Annotated in this window: 15 protein-coding genes; 9 read left to right on the forward strand and 6 right to left on the reverse strand. The window is 63.9% G+C overall.

Features of this window, described 5'->3' with window-relative positions; all coding sequences use genetic code 11:
• Positions 1 to 156: 156 nt before the first annotated feature.
• Positions 157 to 1,245 carry a citrate synthase/methylcitrate synthase gene (locus EOC83_RS12500; RefSeq protein ID WP_063169184.1) on the reverse strand — a complete coding sequence of 363 codons (1,089 nt, stop codon included), beginning with the start codon at positions 1,243 to 1,245 and terminating at the stop codon, positions 157 to 159.
• Positions 1,246 to 1,337: 92 nt separating this feature from the next.
• Between EOC83_RS12500 and EOC83_RS12505 the strand changes: the two genes are divergently transcribed.
• The gene (locus EOC83_RS12505) at positions 1,338 to 2,477 is read left to right on the forward strand and encodes a citrate synthase (RefSeq protein ID WP_063169185.1); all 1,140 of its coding nucleotides are present in this window, start codon (positions 1,338 to 1,340) and stop codon (positions 2,475 to 2,477) included.
• A gap of 21 nt (positions 2,478 to 2,498) precedes the next feature.
• Here EOC83_RS12505 and phaR read toward each other — a convergent pair whose 3' ends face one another.
• Complete coding sequence (gene phaR / locus EOC83_RS12510) at positions 2,499 to 3,110, reverse strand: polyhydroxyalkanoate synthesis repressor PhaR (protein ID WP_063169186.1); 612 nt, start codon at positions 3,108 to 3,110, stop codon at positions 2,499 to 2,501.
• Positions 3,111 to 3,194: 84 nt separating this feature from the next.
• A complete protein-coding gene (locus tag EOC83_RS33565; protein ID WP_255337222.1) occupies positions 3,195 to 3,323 on the reverse strand; it encodes a hypothetical protein in 129 nt (42 codons plus the stop codon).
• Between the two features lie 86 nt (positions 3,324 to 3,409).
• Here EOC83_RS33565 and EOC83_RS12515 point away from each other — a divergent pair, with 86 nt between their 5' ends.
• The 6 genes from EOC83_RS12515 to EOC83_RS12540 all read left to right on the forward strand — a co-directional run bounded on the left by EOC83_RS12515 (position 3,410) and on the right by EOC83_RS12540 (position 11,560).
• Positions 3,410 to 4,588 carry an acetyl-CoA C-acetyltransferase gene (locus EOC83_RS12515; protein ID WP_127325941.1) on the forward strand — a complete coding sequence of 393 codons (1,179 nt, stop codon included), beginning with the start codon at positions 3,410 to 3,412 and terminating at the stop codon, positions 4,586 to 4,588.
• Positions 4,589 to 4,786: 198 nt separating this feature from the next.
• Entirely contained in the window at positions 4,787 to 5,512 is a 726-nt protein-coding gene (gene phbB / locus EOC83_RS12520) for an acetoacetyl-CoA reductase (RefSeq protein WP_013529183.1), read from the forward strand.
• A gap of 730 nt (positions 5,513 to 6,242) precedes the next feature.
• On the forward strand, positions 6,243 to 9,635 hold the full coding sequence (locus EOC83_RS12525; protein WP_063169187.1) for a helicase-related protein: 3,393 nt from the start codon (positions 6,243 to 6,245) through the stop codon (positions 9,633 to 9,635).
• Positions 9,636 to 9,651: 16 nt separating this feature from the next.
• Positions 9,652 to 10,038, forward strand: coding sequence for an RNA-binding S4 domain-containing protein (locus EOC83_RS12530; protein ID WP_013529181.1), 387 nt, complete (start codon positions 9,652 to 9,654; stop codon positions 10,036 to 10,038).
• Between the two features lie 234 nt (positions 10,039 to 10,272).
• Complete coding sequence (fdxA, locus tag EOC83_RS12535) at positions 10,273 to 10,611, forward strand: ferredoxin FdxA (RefSeq protein ID WP_013529180.1); 339 nt, start codon at positions 10,273 to 10,275, stop codon at positions 10,609 to 10,611.
• A 367-nt stretch (positions 10,612 to 10,978) separates the two neighbouring features.
• Entirely contained in the window at positions 10,979 to 11,560 is a 582-nt protein-coding gene (locus tag EOC83_RS12540) for a CarD family transcriptional regulator (RefSeq protein WP_013529179.1), read from the forward strand.
• 165 nt (positions 11,561 to 11,725) lie between these two features.
• On the opposite strand, the gene EOC83_RS12545 is transcribed toward EOC83_RS12540, so the two are convergent.
• Complete coding sequence (locus EOC83_RS12545) at positions 11,726 to 13,495, reverse strand: ATP-binding protein (protein WP_063169188.1); 1,770 nt, start codon at positions 13,493 to 13,495, stop codon at positions 11,726 to 11,728.
• Positions 13,496 to 13,625: 130 nt separating this feature from the next.
• Between EOC83_RS12545 and EOC83_RS12550 the strand changes: the two genes are divergently transcribed.
• Both EOC83_RS12550 and EOC83_RS12555 read left to right on the forward strand, forming a co-directional pair.
• Positions 13,626 to 14,285, forward strand: a complete 660-nt coding sequence (locus tag EOC83_RS12550; protein ID WP_063169189.1) for a response regulator transcription factor — start codon at positions 13,626 to 13,628, stop codon at positions 14,283 to 14,285.
• 157 nt (positions 14,286 to 14,442) lie between these two features.
• A complete protein-coding gene (locus EOC83_RS12555; RefSeq protein WP_024502939.1) occupies positions 14,443 to 15,054 on the forward strand; it encodes a LysE family translocator in 612 nt (203 codons plus the stop codon).
• A 181-nt stretch (positions 15,055 to 15,235) separates the two neighbouring features.
• Here the strand turns inward: EOC83_RS12555 and EOC83_RS12560 are convergent, their stop codons facing one another.
• Positions 15,236 to 16,006, reverse strand: a complete 771-nt coding sequence (locus EOC83_RS12560) for an amino acid ABC transporter ATP-binding protein (RefSeq protein ID WP_013529175.1) — start codon at positions 16,004 to 16,006, stop codon at positions 15,236 to 15,238.
• A complete protein-coding gene (locus EOC83_RS12565) occupies positions 16,003 to 16,683 on the reverse strand; it encodes an amino acid ABC transporter permease (RefSeq protein ID WP_013529174.1) in 681 nt (226 codons plus the stop codon). The genes EOC83_RS12560 and EOC83_RS12565 overlap by 4 nt, the downstream gene beginning before the upstream one ends.
• Between the last annotated feature and the right edge of the window lie 71 nt (positions 16,684 to 16,754).

The following is a 16,754-nucleotide window of genomic DNA, read 5'->3' on the forward strand; positions in this document are numbered from 1 at the left end:
TCTTATGTTGCAGTGCAGCATATATGCTCAATGCGACGCAATAACAGCGGCCAGAATTTTTCGACGAGATGAAATTTTCGTCATGAGCGGCCACACGGCCGCTCACCAGGAGGATCCTGATCGGATCGGAGTCGCTCGCCAGGCGCCGAAAGAACCTCAGGCGACCAGGTCCGGCACCGGCCCGACATAGCGCGACTGCGGTCGGATCAGCCGTCCAGTCGTCTGCTGTTCACGCGCATGCGCGATCCAGCCGGCCACGCGCCCGGCGGCAAAGACATTGCTGAAAGCTTGCGGCGGAAAGCCCGCCGCTTGCAGCACCAGCGCGGTGTAGAACTCGACATTGGTCTGCAGCGAACGCTGCGGCTTGGCGATCCTAAGCACCTCGAGCGCCGTTTGCTCGACGGTCTCCGCAAAGGCCAGCCGGCGACCGGTTTCGCCCTCGCCGCCGAGTTGCCGCACGACGGCCTTCAGCACATCGGCGCGCGGATCGCGCACACGGTAGATGCGATGGCCGAACCCCATGATGCGCCTGCCCTGCGCGATCTCGTTGCGCAGCCAGCCGGCGGCATCGCCATGCGCCTGGATCGCATCCAGCATCTCGATGACGGGGCCAGGCGCGCCACCATGCAGCGGCCCTTTGAGCGCGCCAAGCCCGGCCAGCACAGAGGATGTCAGGCCGGCCTGCGTGGAGGCGACCACGCGCGTCGCAAAGGTCGATGCGTTGAGGCCGTGGTCGCAGACGGTCACCAGATAGGTGTCGAGCGCTTTTGTGAGCGCCGGCGAGGCGACGCGGCCGCCCAGCATCCTCAGCATGTCGGCGGCATGATCGGTGCGGCTGTCCGGCGCGATCGGCTGCTCGCCGCGCCGCAGGCGCAGCAGCGCCGGCGTCAGCACGGCGGGCGCCGCGATCAGCAGCAAGGCGTCGGTCAAGGTCTCGCCATCCGGCAGCTGCGCCATGCCGGCGCGCATGGCGCTGTAGACATCGAGCGGCGCCAGCAAAGGCAGCGAGGGCAAGAGCCGTTCGAACACGTCCGCACGCGCCTGTCCCAGCGCCCGCGTCAGTTGCGCATCATCGGGAAGGTCGTTGAAGAAGCCGTCGAGCAGCAGCCTAACCACCTGGGCATAGTTCCAACGGCCGGCCAGTTCCGGCAGCGAATGACCTCGGATCGTCAGACGGCCGCCAAGACCATCCACATCGGAAAGCACGGTTTCCGCCGCCACCACATCATCGAGCCCATTCGCCATAGCCTGTCTCCTTGAAGCATTTCCGGATCGGAGATAGAGATGGGCAACGTTTCCATCAATCTTGATCAATATAATCAATATCAGGGCTCGATATGTCCGAGTGGTTGTCCCGGGAAGAGGCGCTGGAGAGACTCAAGGTGCGGGCGCAGACGCTGTACGCCTATGTCAGCCGTGGGCGCATCGGCATGCGGCCCAACCGCGCCGATCCGCGCCGCAGCCAGTACCGCGCCGACGATATCGCCGCACTGGCGACCCGCCGGGCGCGCGGCCGCAGCCCGTCAGTCATCGCCGAAAGCGCCATCGCCTGGGGCGAGCCCTCGATCGTAACGGCGATTTCGACCGTCTCGCGCGGTCGGCTTATCTATCGCGGGCAGGACGCCGCAGTGCTCTCCGGGCACGCCACACTGGAAGAAGCCGCCGCCGTTCTGTGGGCTCTGCCGAAACCGGTGGCTTTCGAAGCAGCGTCGCCGGACGCACCCCATCAAGCTGGCCGAGCCTCGGCCTTTGCGCAACTTGCCGTGCTTGCCGGTCAGGGGCGCCCGTCGCTCGGGCGCAGCGCCGCCTCGCTGCATACCGATGCCGCGCACGCGGTCGGCGTGCTGGCCGCCGCGCTGGGCGCACCGGCGGGGTCAAATCCCGTCCATCAGCGGCTTGCGCAGGACTGGTCGGTGGATGCCGGCCGCGCCGATGCGATCCGCCGTGCGCTTGTCCTGCTTGCCGATCATGAACTGAATGCGTCGACCTTCGCCGCGCGCGTCGCAGCCTCGACCGGCGCGCCGCTGGCCGCTTGCCTGCTGGCAGGGCTCGCGACGCTGTCAGGCCCGCGCCATGGCGGCGCCGGAGAGGCGGTGATGCAACTGGCCGAGGATGCGGCGCGGCATGGCGCCGATGCGACGATCCGGCGCTGGCTCAGCCATGACCGGCCGCTGCCGGGGTTCGGTCATCAACTCTATCCTGACGGCGATCCCCGCGGGGCGGCGCTGCTGTCGGTGATCGAGGTTGACGGCACACTATCGTCGCTGCGCGACGCTGCCTTTGCGGCGACCGGCGCGCTTCCCAACATCGACTTTGGGCTGGCCGCGCTGACGCGCAGCCTAGGCTTGCCGCGCGATGCACCGTTCCGCCTGTTCGCGCTCGCACGCAGCGTCGGCTGGGCCGCGCACACGGTCGAACAGATAACAAGCGGAAGTGTCATCCGGCCGCGCGGCCGCTATGAGGGCGTGCTGGTGTAAGGCCGCAAGAACGCCAGGCGCTCAGGACATCGTGTCGAGCTTGCGCTGCATGGCCGCGATCTGGTCCTTCAGTTCCTGAAGATCGTCGGGCTTGTCAGGCGTTTCCTTCCTGGCCGGCTCGGGCGACGTCGCAGCGGCTGGCGCGGAGCCAGCGGGCGGGAACGGCGTGAACAGCCGCATCGCATTCTGGAACATTTCCATGTTGCGGCGCGTCTGTTCCTCCAGCGCCTTGATCGGCGTGGTGATCTTCATCATGTCGAGCGGCGACTTGCCGAGCGCCCCCTTCATCTGCTCGCGAAAGCGCTCCTGCTCCTTGGAAAAGGCAAGCATCGACTGTTCGAGGAAGCTCGGGACGATCATCTGCATCTGGTCACCGTAATAAGCGATGAGCTGGCGCAGGAACGGGATCGGCAGCATGTTCTGCCCGTCCTTGTTCTCCAGTTCGAAGATGATCTGGGTCAACACCGGATGCGTGATGTCGTCGCCGGTCTTGGCGTCCTGGACGGTGAACTCCTCGCCCTTCTTGACCATCTCGGCGAGGTCCTCGAGCGTCACATAGGTGCTGGTGCCGGTGTTGTAGAGGCGGCGATTGGCGTATTTCTTGATGATGATCGGATCGTCTTTAGCGGCCATCTACATCCTCCCGGGGACACCGGCGCGCCTCTGAGTAAGCCGCCGATAACGATTGTGCCTTTTTTGAGGATATGCGCAAAAGCCTCACAATTCCAAGCAGTTTGTGCAGTGCGGGATCACTAAATGCTGCATGGCAGGCAAAATATGCTGCGCAGCAATGGACGAATGGCCGCCATGGCAAGGCATGGCCTGCTTGCGGCGCATGGGCGCCATGCCCATTTCCGGTTTGACTTGGGGTTGGGAAAGGGCAAGAAAAGTCCCCAACGACAGAGCAACACCCTTGAAGTCTGGAGAAGAAAATGTCCGCTTCCATCGTCATTGCCAGTGCGGCGCGCACGCCGGTCGGCTCCTTCAACGGCGCTTTCGCCGCCACCCCGGCGCATGAGCTCGGCGCCGTCGTCATCACGGAATTGCTGTCGCGTGCCGGCGTCGAACCAGGCGAGGTCGACGAGGTCATCCTCGGCCAGGTGCTGACCGCCGCGCAAGGCCAGAACCCGGCCCGCCAGGCATCGATCAATGCCGGCCTGCCCAAGGAAACCACCGCCTGGGGCCTCAATCAGGTTTGCGGCTCGGGCCTGCGCGCCATCGCGCTCGGCATGCAGCAGATCGCCATCGGCGATGCCAAGGTGATCGTCGCCGGAGGCCAGGAATCGATGTCGCTTTCGACGCATGCCCAGCACCTGCGCGCCGGCGTCAAGATGGGCGACTTCAAGCTGATCGACACCATGATCAAGGATGGGCTGTGGGACGCCTTCAACGGTTACCACATGGGCAACACAGCCGAAAACGTCGCGCGTCAGTTCCAGATCACCCGCGAAGACCAGGACCAGTTCGCGCTCGCCTCGCAAAACAAGGCCGAGGCCGCGCAGAAGGCCGGCAAGTTCAAGGACGAGATCGTCGCCGTCACCATCAAGGGCAAGAAGGGCGACACCATCGTTGACCAGGACGAATACATCCGCCACGGCGCCACGATCGACGCCATGACCAAGCTGAACCCGGCTTTCGACAAGGACGGCACGGTAACCGCCGCCAACGCCTCCGGCATCAATGACGGCGCCGCCGGCGCGCTGCTGATGAGCGAAGCGGAAGCGGTGAGGCGCGGCATCACCCCGCTGGCGCGCATCGTGTCCTGGGCAACCGCCGGCGTCGATCCGCAGATCATGGGCACCGGACCCATTCCCGCCTCGCGCAAGGCCTTGGAAAAGGCCGGCTGGTCGGTCGGCGATCTCGACCTGGTCGAGGCCAACGAAGCCTTTGCGGCGCAGGCCTGCGCCGTCAACAAGGACATGGGCTGGGATCCCTCGATCGTCAACGTCAATGGCGGCGCCATCGCCATCGGCCATCCGATCGGTGCGTCCGGCGCTCGCGTCTTCAACACGCTGGTCTTCGAAATGCGCCGGCGCGGCGCCAAGAAGGGTCTCGCTACCCTGTGCATCGGCGGCGGCATGGGCGTCGCCATGTGTGTCGAAGCACTCTGAAGAAAGTCACTAAACGGGCGGCGTGCATGCATGTCGCCCAAAACTGCGCAGCGGTTTTGGGAACACCGACATGCATAAAACCAAACAGCTGAAGCGCATCGCCTGAACCTACTTCAGCGCGACGCGCTTTAGCCGCCCGTTCTGTATCCAGTGCCTGCCAAGCCCGACAACAGGGCGATATCAAAAAAGGGGAAATGCATGACCAAGGTAGCAATCGTCACAGGCGGATCGCGCGGCATCGGCGCGGCGATCTCGATCGCATTGAAGACCGTCGGCTATTCGGTTGCGGCGAACTATGCCGGCAATGATGCCGCAGCGGCGAAATTCAAGGCTGAGACCGGCATTCCGGTCTACAAATGGTCGGTCGCCGACTATGATGCCTGCGCCGCCGGCATCAAGCAGGTCGAGGCCGATCTCGGCCCGGTCTCGGTGCTGGTCAACAATGCCGGCATCACCCGCGACGCCATGTTCCACAAGATCACGCGTGAGCAGTGGAAAGAGGTCATCGACACCAACCTGTCCGGCGTCTTCAACATGACGCATCCGCTGTGGAGCGGGATGCGCGACCGCAAGTTCGGCCGCATCATCACCATCTCCTCGATCAACGGCCAGAAGGGCCAGGCCGGCCAGGTCAACTATTCCGCCGCCAAGGCCGGCGATATCGGTTTCAGCAAGGCTCTCGCCCAAGAGGGGGCGCGCGCCGGCATCACTGTCAACGTCATCTGTCCCGGCTATATCGCCACCGAGATGGTCAAGGCGATCGACGAGAAGGTGCTCAACGAGCGCATCATTCCGCAGATTCCTGTCGGCCGCCTCGGTGAGCCCGAAGAAATCGCGCGCTGCGTCGTCTTCCTCGCATCCGAAGATGCCGGCTTCATCACCGGCTCGACCATCACGGCCAATGGCGGCCAGTATTTCGCCTGACGACGGCGATGTAGGCGCAGAGATCGACGGGCCGGCGCGCCGGCCCGTTTTTCGTTTGCGCCATGGTCCCTTCGAAGTGACAGCACGGCTGCTGACCCAATCCGGCACGCAGAGGTTAACAGCGGCCCGGCCGGCCTGTGCGAAACCAGCTTCCAAGCCTGTGGATTCTCGGTGGATAAGCTGTTCACAACACAAGATATTGAGGTGAACAAAACGGGAAAATTCCGCCATCGCTGATTCGTCGCCGATTCGTTCCGGCTTTGAGCTGAACGTTAACGACGACAGCCGGAATCCCCTGCCAATTGCTTAACGCAGATTAAGAAAGATCAACAATTTCATAACCTTGGTCGAGGCACGCCAAGCCATTGTGATCGTTTATCGGCAAAGGTTAATGGCAATGCCCTCTTAGCACGAAACGGGCCAGTTCAGCGATTCAGCATGTGGTGCGTCTCGTGGTCGCGAAATCCACATATAGCCGTGAACAAAAGCTGAACCTGCAGGAGTCACTGATTCGTCGCCGATTCGTTCCAGACTCGTTCTATCCGTTAATCCGCATTCTGATTGAGAGCTTGACGGAACCACCTTCTGGCTGCCGACGGAACATTCCGCTTTCGCTTCGCGCCCGAAATCCCTATGTGTCGCCTGTCATACGCGCCCATTTGAGGCACGCTCCCGACAACCAGAGGCCAGAAGCCTTATCTCCAGGTCCCGGAAGCCTTATTCTAGGTTGATGAACATCCAGCCCAAACACACTGAGCCGCTGATCCTGTCGGGCCGCGACGTGACCGCCGTGCTCGGGCCGACCAACACCGGCAAGACCCATCTCGCCATCGAGCGCATGGTGGCGCATGAGAGTGGAATCATCGGCCTGCCGCTCAGGCTTCTGGCGCGCGAGGTCTACGCCCGCGTCTGCGAAAAGGTCGGCGCCCACAAGGTTGCGCTGATTACCGGCGAGGAAAAGATCCAGCCACCGGGCGCCAAATATTCGGTCTGCACCGTCGAGGCCATGCCGCGCGAGACCGACGCCGCCTTCGTCGCCATCGACGAGGTGCAGCTCGCCGGCGACCTCGAGCGCGGCCACATCTTCACCGATCGCATCCTGCACCTGCGCGGCCGCCAGGAAACGCTGCTGCTGGGCGCCGCCACCATGCAAAGTATCCTGCAGCGCCTGCTGAGGGGTGTCTCGGTGGTGACGCGGCCGAGGCTGTCGCATCTTGCCTATGCCGGCTCCAAGAAGCTGACCCGCCTGCCGCGGCGCACGGCGATCGTCGCCTTTTCCGCCGACGAGGTCTACGCCATCGCCGAGTTGATCCGCCGCCAGCAGGGCGGTGCCGCCGTCGTGCTCGGCGCGCTCTCGCCGCGCACCCGCAACGCCCAGGTGGCGCTGTTCCAGTCCGGCGATGTCGACTACCTCATCGCCACCGATGCCATCGGCATGGGTCTCAACCTCGATCTCGACCACGTCGCCTTCGCCCAGAATCGCAAGTTCGACGGCTTCCAGTACCGCAATCTGACGGCGGCCGAGCTTGGCCAGATCGCCGGCCGCGCCGGCCGGCATCTGCGCGACGGCACGTTCGGTGTCACCGGCCAGGTCGACCCGCTGGACGAGGATCTGATCAAGAAGATCGAAGGCCACGACTTCGACCCGGTGAAGGTGCTGCAATGGCGCACCGCACATTTCGACTTTGCCAGCCTCGACGCGCTGAAGCGCTCGATCGAAACCAACGCCCCGGTCGAGGGACTGACACGGGCATTGCCTGCCGTCGATGCACAGGCGCTCGAGCATCTGTCGCGCGACGAGGACATCCGCGCACTCACCACCAATGCCAAGCGCGTGGCGCTGTTGTGGGAAGCCTGCGCGCTGCCCGACTACCGCAGGATCGCGCCGGCCCAGCATGCCGACCTCATTGCCTCGATCTACACGGACCTCGCACGCCACGGCCATGTCGACGAGAATTATATGGCCGAGCAGGTTCGCCGCGCCGACACAACAGAGGGCGACATTGATACGCTCTCGCATCGCATTGCCCAGATCCGCACCTGGACATTCGTGTCGAACCGGCCCGGCTGGCTGGCCGATCAGGCACACTGGCAGGAAAAGACGCGCGAAATCGAAGACAGATTGTCGGATGCGCTGCATGAGCGGTTGACGAAACGCTTCGTAGACCGCAGGACTTCCGTCCTCATGCGGCGCCTTAGAGAAAATACCATGCCTGAAGCCGAAATTAGTCCTACCGGAACCGTCCTTGTCGAAGGCCACCATGTCGGCGAGCTGCAAGGGTTCCGCTTCACCGCCGACCAGACCGCCGGCGGCGAAGACGCCAAGGCGGTGCGCACCGCTGCCCAGAAGGCGCTGGCCGCCGAGTTCGAGGCGCGCGCCGAACGCTTCGGCGCCTCGGCCAATGGCGATATCGCGCTCGGGTCGGATGGCACGCTGCGCTGGATCGGTGCGCCGATCGGCACGCTTGTATCAGGCGAAGACGCGCTGAAGCCGCGGCTGGTGCTGCTGGCCGACGAACAGCTGACCGGCCCGGCGCGCGACAAGGTCGCCGCGCGTGCCGAGCGTTTCGTCAATTTCCAGATCGAGTCGCTGCTGAAGCCGCTGGTCGACTTGAAAAACGCCGACCAGATTTCCGGCATCGGCCGTGGCATCGCCTTCCAGCTGGTCGAGAATTTCGGCCTCATCAACCGCCGCGACATCGCCGAGGAGATGAAGTCGCTCGACCAGGAAGGCCGCGCAGCCCTTCGCCGGCTTGGCGTGCGCTTCGGCGCCTACCATGTCTTCGTGCCGGCGCTGATCAAGCCGGCGCCTGCCGGGCTGGTGACGCTGCTGTGGGCGCTGAAGAACGACGGCAAGGACAAGCCAGGTTTTGGCGACGTGGTCCATGCGCTCGCCTCGGGTCGCACCTCGGTGGTCATCGACCCCGCCTTCGACAAGACCTTCTACAAGCTTGCCGGCTACCGCAATCTCGGCCGTCGCGCCGTGCGCATCGACATCCTGGAACGGCTGGCGGATCTGATCCGCCCGGCGACCAACTGGAAGCCCGGCCTCGGCCAGCGCCCGGACGGCGCCTATGACGGCCAGTCCTTCATGGTGACGCCGCCGATGATGTCGATCCTCGGCGCCACCGCGGACGACATGGAAGAGATCCTCAAAGGTCTCGGCTACCGTGCCGAGCCGAAGCCGGCCGTCGAGGTCAAGGCGCGGCTCGAAGCACAGGACAATGCCGCGCGCGAAGCAGCGATGGCGAAGCTTGCGGCGGAAGAGGCTGCACGAGCCGAGCAGACCAAGGCGGCGGACGCCGCAGCAGAGGCAGCAGTCGAAGGGTCGGAGCCGGCATCGGACGCAGTGGCCGTTTCGGAAACGGCGACCGAAATGACCTCCGACGCCGCGGCGGAACCTGCTGCGCCTGCCGTGGGAGAACAGGCGGACGCTCCGGTCGAAACCGTGCAAGACGAAGCGCCTGTTGCCGAGGCTGCTGCTGAACCGGCACCGGTTGAACCGCAGGCAGAGGCTGAAGCTGCCGAGACTGAAGCCGCAGCGGCAGAAGAAGTTGCACCGGCCGAGCTGGTGTCAAATGCCGCGCCGGCAACGGACGCCGCGCCGGACGAACCCGTGACGGTGACTGAAGCAGCCACCGGGGAACCCGCCCCGGAAGCCGAAGCGCCAAAACCCATCCTGTTGTGGCGTCAGGGTCGTTTCGAACAGCGCCCGCGCAACCGCGACGACAACCGCAGGAACAATCGCCCACGCAACGGACAAGCGCGCGGCCGAAGCGATGCGCCTGCGGACGCCGGCGCACCGAACGCCGCTGCACCCGGAGAGCGTCCGGCCCATGAAGGACGGCGCGATGGAGCCGGCAAGCCGCGCTTCGACCGCTCGAAGTTCAAACCCAAGCCGCAGGCCGAAGGCGAACAGCGACGTGACAGGCCGCAGGGCGAGCGTCCCGACCGCCGCGAAGGCCGTCCCGACTGGAAGGGTGGCAGGCCGGATGGCAAGGGTGGTCCGCAAGGCGGCAAGCCCGCCTTCCAGCCAAAGCCGCGCGAGGAGCGCCCGGTGCGTTTCGATCCGGATTCGCCCTTCGCCAAGCTCGCCGCTCTGCGCGACCAATTGAAGAAGTAGAACCCGGCTCGCTTCGATGGTTGCCGAAGGCCGCCAGCGCATCGACAAATGGCTGTTCTTCTCCCGCGTCGTGAAATCGCGCTCGCTGGCGGCGAAACTGGTCGTCGCCGGCCGGGTCCGCATCAATCGCGACAAAGCAGCGCAGGCTTCCGATCAGGTCAAGCCAGGCGACGTCCTGACCATCACGCTCGAGCGGCGCATCTTCATCTGGAAGGTCCTCGGCGCGGGTGCGCGACGCGGCCCGGCCGAGGAAGCCCGTACGCTCTACGAGGATATGTCGCCACCGCCCGCACCGAAGGGCGAAGCCCCTCCCGATGCAATTCCGGGGCTGCGCGAGGCCGGCAGCGGCCGCCCGACCAAGAAGGAACGTCGCCAGACCGACCGATTGCTCGGCGAAGATTGATGCCTGGCGTCCAAAAACAGGCGGCGCTTGCCAGGATAACGACGTGTTTGAAGCAAAACTGAACCCGGCAAACAGGAAGCCCTGCATGAGGTCGCCGGCCTCTGGGGCGCCGGCTGCCTGGAATTCCATTTCGAAACGCTGATGCCGACAGGAATGGCTGCCCTTGCAAGCAGCGGCCAAAGGCGTTACCTGACGGAAAAAGCCCAACAAAATGGGACGTCCCGGAGCCGACCGATGACCTATGTCGTGACCGACAATTGCATCAAATGCAAATACATGGACTGCATCGAGGTCTGTCCGGTCGATTGTTTCTACGAAGGCGAGAACATGCTCGTCATCCATCCCGACGAGTGCATCGACTGCGGTGTTTGCGAGCCGGAATGCCCGGCCGACGCGATCAAGCCCGACACCGAGCCCGGCCTCGACAAATGGCTGCAGGTCAATACCGAATATGCCGAGAAATGGCCCAACATCACCGCCAAGAAGGAACCGCCGGCAGACGCGAAATCCTTCGACGGCGAGGCCGGCAAGTTCGAGAAATACTTCTCCGCCGAGCCCGGCGAAGGCGATTGACAATACGGCCGGAAAGGCCGGTATTACGCAGGGTAAGAGGCACGTCACATTAACCGGCTTGACAGCCGGCGCCGGGTTGTGGCCTTCGCGTATGCAGCAAAACCTTGATTCTTCCGACTTTTTGTGTTACATCAGCGAAACATGCCGGTGACACAACGTCGATTTATGGCGCAGACGCCCCAAATCACTGAAAGGTGAAAATCCCATTCGGACCAGAGCGATCTGGGCCAGGCGGTCGCGATGTTGCGGTTTGCCGGTCCGGCTTTTCCGATGGGTTCATCTGTTGTGCGGCTAACGGTCGGTTTCTCCGATCGCGCGAGTTCGGGCCGGCAGGACGCCGGTACCACAACAAGGAGTTCAGTGCGCAATGGCAACGATCACCCCGCAGAAGAAGTCCACCGCTGCGCGTCACGGTTTCAAGACCGGCGAGTACATCGTCTACCCGGCGCATGGCGTCGGCCAGATCGTCTCGATCGACGAGCAGGAAGTTGCTGGACACAAGCTGGAACTGTTCGTCATCGACTTCTCGAAGGACAAGATGCGCCTGAAGGTGCCGGTCGCCAAGGCGACCTCCATCGGCATGCGCAAGCTGTCGGAAGAGGATTATGTCGAGCGCGCGCTGAAGGTCGTGCAGGGCCGCGCCCGCGTCAAGCGCACCATGTGGTCGCGCCGCGCCCAGGAATATGATGCGAAGATCAATTCGGGCGACCTGATCTCGATCTCGGAAGTCGTGCGTGACCTCTACCGCGCCGACAACCAGCCGGAGCAGTCCTATTCCGAGCGTCAGCTCTACGAGGCGGCGCTCGACCGCATGGCCCGCGAGATCGCGGCCGTCAACCGCATGTCGGAAACCGAAGCCGTGCGCCTAATCGAGGTCAACCTCAACAAGGGCCCTAAGCGTGGCGCCAAGGCCGACAATGAAGAGGCCGAGCAGGAAGAAGCTGCCTGATCTTTCTCACCTTTCGAGAAATCCTGCGTGAAACGATTGGAGGCTCCGGTTTGACCGGGGCCTCTTTTGCTTTCGGGCGGCAGCTTCGATGTTGGTAGGCCCTGCGCACCAGCGTGCTGCATCGCGGCTTGCCGGCGCGCCGAGCCGTCGAGCGCGCGTTTCGTTTTAACGTGTGTCGCCACTTATCGCCTTGCCGCCAAAGCAGACCGCGGTAATGGTCTCGCGCAATTCCTCGTCGGCGATCGGCTTGTGCAGGATGCGGCTGCCGCTGGCGCTGATCTCCTTGAGGCGCGCCGGCGACGTATCGCCAGTAATGATGATGGTCGGGACAAGCCGGCCGATATGGGCGTGAAGCGCACGGATCGCGTCGGTGCCGGTGGTGTCATTCTCGAGACGGTAGTCTGCGATGATCAGGTCGACCGGCGCATCGCCGGCAGCCAGCGCCGCCGTATGGGCCTCCTGCGCCTCTGCGGCGGAGCGGCCGGGATAGACACGATGTCCCTCCAGGCTGAGCAAGCGCACCATGGCATCGAGAACGTCGCCCTCGTCCTCGACCACCATGATGCCGGCGGCACTGCTGGCCGGCGATGTCGTGTCGACCTCCAAGCGAGCTTGCACCGCGCCGGCCTTCGCGACGGTGATGGAAAACAGGGAACCGCGCCCGGACGTCGAAGCCAATTTCAGGGGGTGCCCCAACAGCTCGGCGGTGCGGCGAACGATGGCGAGCCCGAGTCCCAGGCCTTGCGTGCGGTCCCGCGCCGGGTTCTGCAACTGCACGAACTCCTCGAAGACCATCCCCTGCTGATCGGCGGGGATGCCGGGGCCGCTGTCGAGGACCTGTATCTCCACACATGCGCCGCGCCGGCGACAGCCCAGCAGGACACCACCTTGCTTGGTGTAGCGAAGGGCATTCGAGATCAGGTTGTTGAGGATGCGCTTCAACATCATCGGGTCGCTGTCGACGTAGAGACTGCTGTCTACCACGCGCCACGTAAGTCCGCGTTGTTTTGCCTCGGCGGCGAATTCATTGCGAAGATCACCAAAGAGGTCGCGCAGCGGCACCGCCTCGCTCGCGACCGTGACGATGCCCGCATCGAGCCGCGAGATATCGAGCAAAGCGTTGAGCAGCCCACTGAAGTTGCTGACAACCGATTTCGCCCGGCTGGCCAGATCGCGCGCCTCGCCGGAGGGTACGTCGCCGCGCTGCCCCAATATGGCAAGCGTCGAGACCAGCAGGCTCAGGGCATGGATCGGTTGGCGCAGATCGTGACTCGCCGCCGCCAGAAAACGCGTCTTGGCACGGTCGGCGGTCTGCGCCCTGTCGCGTTCCTCTTGCAGGTGCTCGACCAGCGTTTCGTTCTCCAGTCGCAGGCTGACGGTTTCGCGCAGCATGCGGTAGGTGATACGGCAGTAGTAGAAATTGATCGCCACCAGCGATGCGAGCAGGAACAGGAAGGCGCCGGAAATATCGCTTTGGGTGGTCAAGCAGCGCAAGGCGACCGGCACCACCGTGGCCAGGATGGAACCGACCAGCGCCGGCGGAAAGGCCGACAGCGACGGCACCGTACCGCAGACGAGACCAGTCAGGACGATGACCGTGAAGGACAGCACGATCGGCGCCTCGGGCATAAAGCCGACCCAGCCAAGCACCCCCCACAGAAGGCCCGACATACAGGAAAACGCCGTGGCCAGCCATGCCCAGCGCAAGATCGAGCCGCGATCCCTTGAGCGGCTGAAAAAACGGCGCGACGCCAGCACCCGGATAGCCGTCAGCAGATACAGCGCCGCCAGCCAGCCGATCAGCCAATTGGCGGAAACGGCCGTTCTCAGAACATAGACCGCCGCCATCGAGATCACGATGTTGGAGATGACCACGCCGTAGGAATTGCGATACAGGAGTTCGACCAGGGCCTGGCGTATCTTGTCTTCCTGCATCGAATCCCTCCAATTGTCCCAAGTAATTCTCCGGCCGGTCTTCCCCGGTACCGTTGATCTACCGGCAACCTGTTTCGCATAAGTTGGCGATCGATCCATATACGCCGCTGCAGCCCTGGATGGTGCCCCGATGAACCGCTCGCTCACCGCCATACTCGCCGACGACCATGCCATCGTGCGCGAGGGGCTGAAGTTGCTTATCTCGGCTATGGACAATGTCTCGGTCGTCGCCGAGGCTGCGGATGGCGAGGCGCTGCTTGGCCAGCTGCGAAGCACGCGCGCCGACCTTTTGATCCTCGACCTCGGCATGCCAGGTGTGGCCGGGATGCAGTTTATCGCCACCATCAGGACCTTGGCGCCACGCCTGCGGATCGTGGTGCTGACGGCCAATGTCGAGCCGAGGACAGTACGCGCCGCGCTCAGCGCCGGCGCCAACGCCTACCTGACCAAGGATGGCGATCCCGAGGAACTCGGCGCTGCCATCGAAGCGGTCAAGAACGGAGGCACCTATCTGGCGAAAACCGTTCGCTTCGCGGTCAGCGATATAGGCAGGGAAAGCGAGCCGATAGCCGCGCAGGAAATCCTGTCCCCGGTACCGCTGACGCGGCGCGAACGGCAGATCCTTCAACTGGTGGCGCAAGGCATGATCACGCGCGACATCGCCGAACGACTGGGCATCAGCCTGCCGACCGCTCGCAAACATCGCGAAAATCTGATGGGCAAGCTCAGTCTCCACAACACCGCCGAACTGACCGCCTACGCGGTTCGTCTGGGATTGCCCACCGGCTGATATCGCAGCCGCTACAATGGGCAACCCGGCAACGGCCCCTTAACCATCGGCAGATTAGCCAAACCCGATCATCATCCAAATACGGCATCCGCCGTATGTTTTCGGCCTGCCCCCCGGCCTACTCCTCCCACGGCTTGATCACATGGGAGGAGCTGTCATGCCATCGCTGGATCTCTGGATTCCGTTCGCCCTCGCAACACTCGCCTTCGCCTGCATGCCAGGACCGGCGATTCTCTACATGACAGCGCAGACGCTGGCCCATGGCCGTCAGGCGGGATTGATGGCGGCACTGGGTGTCCATCTTGGTTGTTACGTGCACATCCTGGCCGCGGCGGTCGGGCTCGCCGCACTGATGGAACACGCGCCGGTCGCTTTCTTGGTGATCCGATGGGCGGGCGCCGCATATCTCATTTCGCTGGGCCTTGCCATGTTCCTGGGCTGGAACCGGATGGGCGAGGATGGTGCCAGGCCGGCCCCGAACACATTTCGCGACAGCATGGTCGTCGAGATCCTCAATCCCAAGACGGCACTGTTCTTCCTGACCTTCCTGCCGCAGTTCGTGGATCCGTCAGCCGGCATGGCCGTCGGGTTGCAGTTCCTCATCCTCGGCATCATCGTCAATCTCATCTTCTCGATGGCCGACCTTGCGGCGGTCGGCATCGCCTCGCTCGCCGTTGGCCGGTTCACTGGCGCCGGATGGGTGATCCCAAAGACATGCGGTTCGATCCTCATCGGACTTGGCGTGGCGCTCGTCAGCCATCATATCTGAACCTGCAAATGAAGAGCCGCGATTTCGAGGGAGATCTGACGGTGAAATTTCAGCGGCTGCTGGCGGCAAGGCCCGATATGCCGAAGGATGGCTGACGGCCTGCTCGCGCATCCGGCAAGATATACCGGAACCGGCGCGCCTTCGGGGCCATCGCCCGAATTCTACAGACCCTAGGCCGCGCCTACCCGCCGCCGCCTTCCTTCTCAGCCTCCTGCTTCAGCGTCGCAATGAACCGCTTCGTCCGTTGCTGCTCCGGATTGTTGAACAGCACCGCGGCCGGTCCCTTCTCGACGACGACGCCGGCATCGAGGAACACCACTTCCTTGGCGATCTTGGAGGCGAGGCGCAGATCATGCGTCGCCATCACCATGGTCGTGCCTTCACTGGCGAGCTTGCCAAGCACGTCGACCACCTCTTGCGCCAGTTCCGGGTCGAGTGCCGAGGTCGGCTCGTCGCAGAGCAGCACTTTCGGCGACGGCGCCAAGGCGCGGGCGATCGCCACGCGCTGCTGCTGGCCGCCCGACAGCGTCGCCGGCCAGGCGTCGGCCTTGTGCGCCATCCCCACCTTCTCCAGCAGAGCCAGCGCCCGCTCGCGTGCCCTCTCAGGCGCCCATTTCAGCACCGTCACCAGCCCTTCCATGACGTTCTCGATCGCGGTGCGATGCGGAAACAGCTGGAAGTTCTGGAACACCATGCCGGTCTGCAGCCGCAGGCGCTGGATATCCCTGGCCGGAACCCTGCCACCAGGATGGAATTCGAGCGTCTCGTCGCCGATGCGCACCGTGCCCGAGGTCGGGATCTCCAGGAGGTTGATACAGCGCAGCAGGGTGCTCTTTCCCCCGCCCGACGGGCCGACCAGCGCCGTGACGCTGCCTTCGGCAATGGTGACCGTCACGCCCTTCAACACGAGATTGTCGCCAAAGCGCTTTTCGATGTTGCTGAGGCCGATCATGAGCGTGCCTCCAGGAAGCCGCCATAGCGGTTGAGCCGGGTCTCCAGCCGCGTCTGCAAGGCCGACAGCACCGAACTCAGCGCCAGATAGAGGATCGCCGCCTCGACATAGAGGATCAGCGGCTCATAGGTGGTGGCGACGATGCGCTGCGCCGCCTGGAACATCTCCGGCACGGTGATGGCGGCGGCCAGCGACGTATCCTTGACCAATGAGATAAAGGTGTTGGAAAGCGGCGGCACCGCGACCCGGCCGGCTTGCGGCAGGATGGTGCGCCGCATCGCCTGGCTCCAGGTCATGCCGATCGAATAGGCCGCTTCCCACTGGCCCTTCGGCACCGACCCTATGGCCGCGCGGATGATTTCCGACGTGTAGGCGCCGATGTTGAGCGTGAAGCCGATCAACGCCGCCGTGAAGGCGTCGAGCAGGATACCGACCGACGGCAGGCCGTAGAAGATAAGGAACAGCTGCACCAGCAGCGGCGTGCCGCGGAAGATCCAGACATAGAAGCGCACCAGCGCGACCAGCGGTTTCGGACCAAACAGCCGGGCAAGCGCCGCACCCAACCCAACGGTCAGCCCAAGGACGAAGGACAACAGCGTCAGCGGCACGGTGAAGATCAGCGCCGCCCACAACAGCGAAGGCAGCGACTCCAGCATCAGTTGCAGCCAGTGCGGCACGTAAGACCCTCCAAATAAGTCGAGGCTTTCGTCGAGGCGCGACATATCACGACAAAAGCGGCGGACCGTCA

Source organism: Mesorhizobium sp. Primo-A, from assembly GCF_003997175.1.
GTDB classification, from domain to species: domain Bacteria; phylum Pseudomonadota; class Alphaproteobacteria; order Rhizobiales; family Rhizobiaceae; genus Mesorhizobium; species Mesorhizobium ciceri.

What these genes read in the sequence shown, in the direction of transcription:
- EOC83_RS12500 (WP_063169184.1), bottom strand. Translation starts at nt 1,245, where the DNA reads ATGGCGAATGGGCTCGATGATGTGGTGGCGGCGGAAACCGTGCTTTCC.
- EOC83_RS12505 (WP_063169185.1), top strand. Translation starts at nt 1,338, where the DNA reads ATGTCCGAGTGGTTGTCCCGGGAAGAGGCGCTGGAGAGACTCAAGGTG.
- phaR (WP_063169186.1), bottom strand. Translation starts at nt 3,110, where the DNA reads ATGGCCGCTAAAGACGATCCGATCATCATCAAGAAATACGCCAATCGC.
- EOC83_RS33565 (WP_255337222.1), bottom strand. Translation starts at nt 3,323, where the DNA reads ATGGCGCCCATGCGCCGCAAGCAGGCCATGCCTTGCCATGGCGGCCAT.
- EOC83_RS12515 (WP_127325941.1), top strand. Translation starts at nt 3,410, where the DNA reads ATGTCCGCTTCCATCGTCATTGCCAGTGCGGCGCGCACGCCGGTCGGC.
- phbB (WP_013529183.1), top strand. Translation starts at nt 4,787, where the DNA reads ATGACCAAGGTAGCAATCGTCACAGGCGGATCGCGCGGCATCGGCGCG.
- EOC83_RS12525 (WP_063169187.1), top strand. Translation starts at nt 6,243, where the DNA reads ATGAACATCCAGCCCAAACACACTGAGCCGCTGATCCTGTCGGGCCGC.
- EOC83_RS12530 (WP_013529181.1), top strand. Translation starts at nt 9,652, where the DNA reads ATGGTTGCCGAAGGCCGCCAGCGCATCGACAAATGGCTGTTCTTCTCC.
- fdxA (WP_013529180.1), top strand. Translation starts at nt 10,273, where the DNA reads ATGACCTATGTCGTGACCGACAATTGCATCAAATGCAAATACATGGAC.
- EOC83_RS12540 (WP_013529179.1), top strand. Translation starts at nt 10,979, where the DNA reads ATGGCAACGATCACCCCGCAGAAGAAGTCCACCGCTGCGCGTCACGGT.
- EOC83_RS12545 (WP_063169188.1), bottom strand. Translation starts at nt 13,495, where the DNA reads ATGCAGGAAGACAAGATACGCCAGGCCCTGGTCGAACTCCTGTATCGC.
- EOC83_RS12550 (WP_063169189.1), top strand. Translation starts at nt 13,626, where the DNA reads ATGAACCGCTCGCTCACCGCCATACTCGCCGACGACCATGCCATCGTG.
- EOC83_RS12555 (WP_024502939.1), top strand. Translation starts at nt 14,443, where the DNA reads ATGCCATCGCTGGATCTCTGGATTCCGTTCGCCCTCGCAACACTCGCC.
- EOC83_RS12560 (WP_013529175.1), bottom strand. Translation starts at nt 16,006, where the DNA reads ATGATCGGCCTCAGCAACATCGAAAAGCGCTTTGGCGACAATCTCGTG.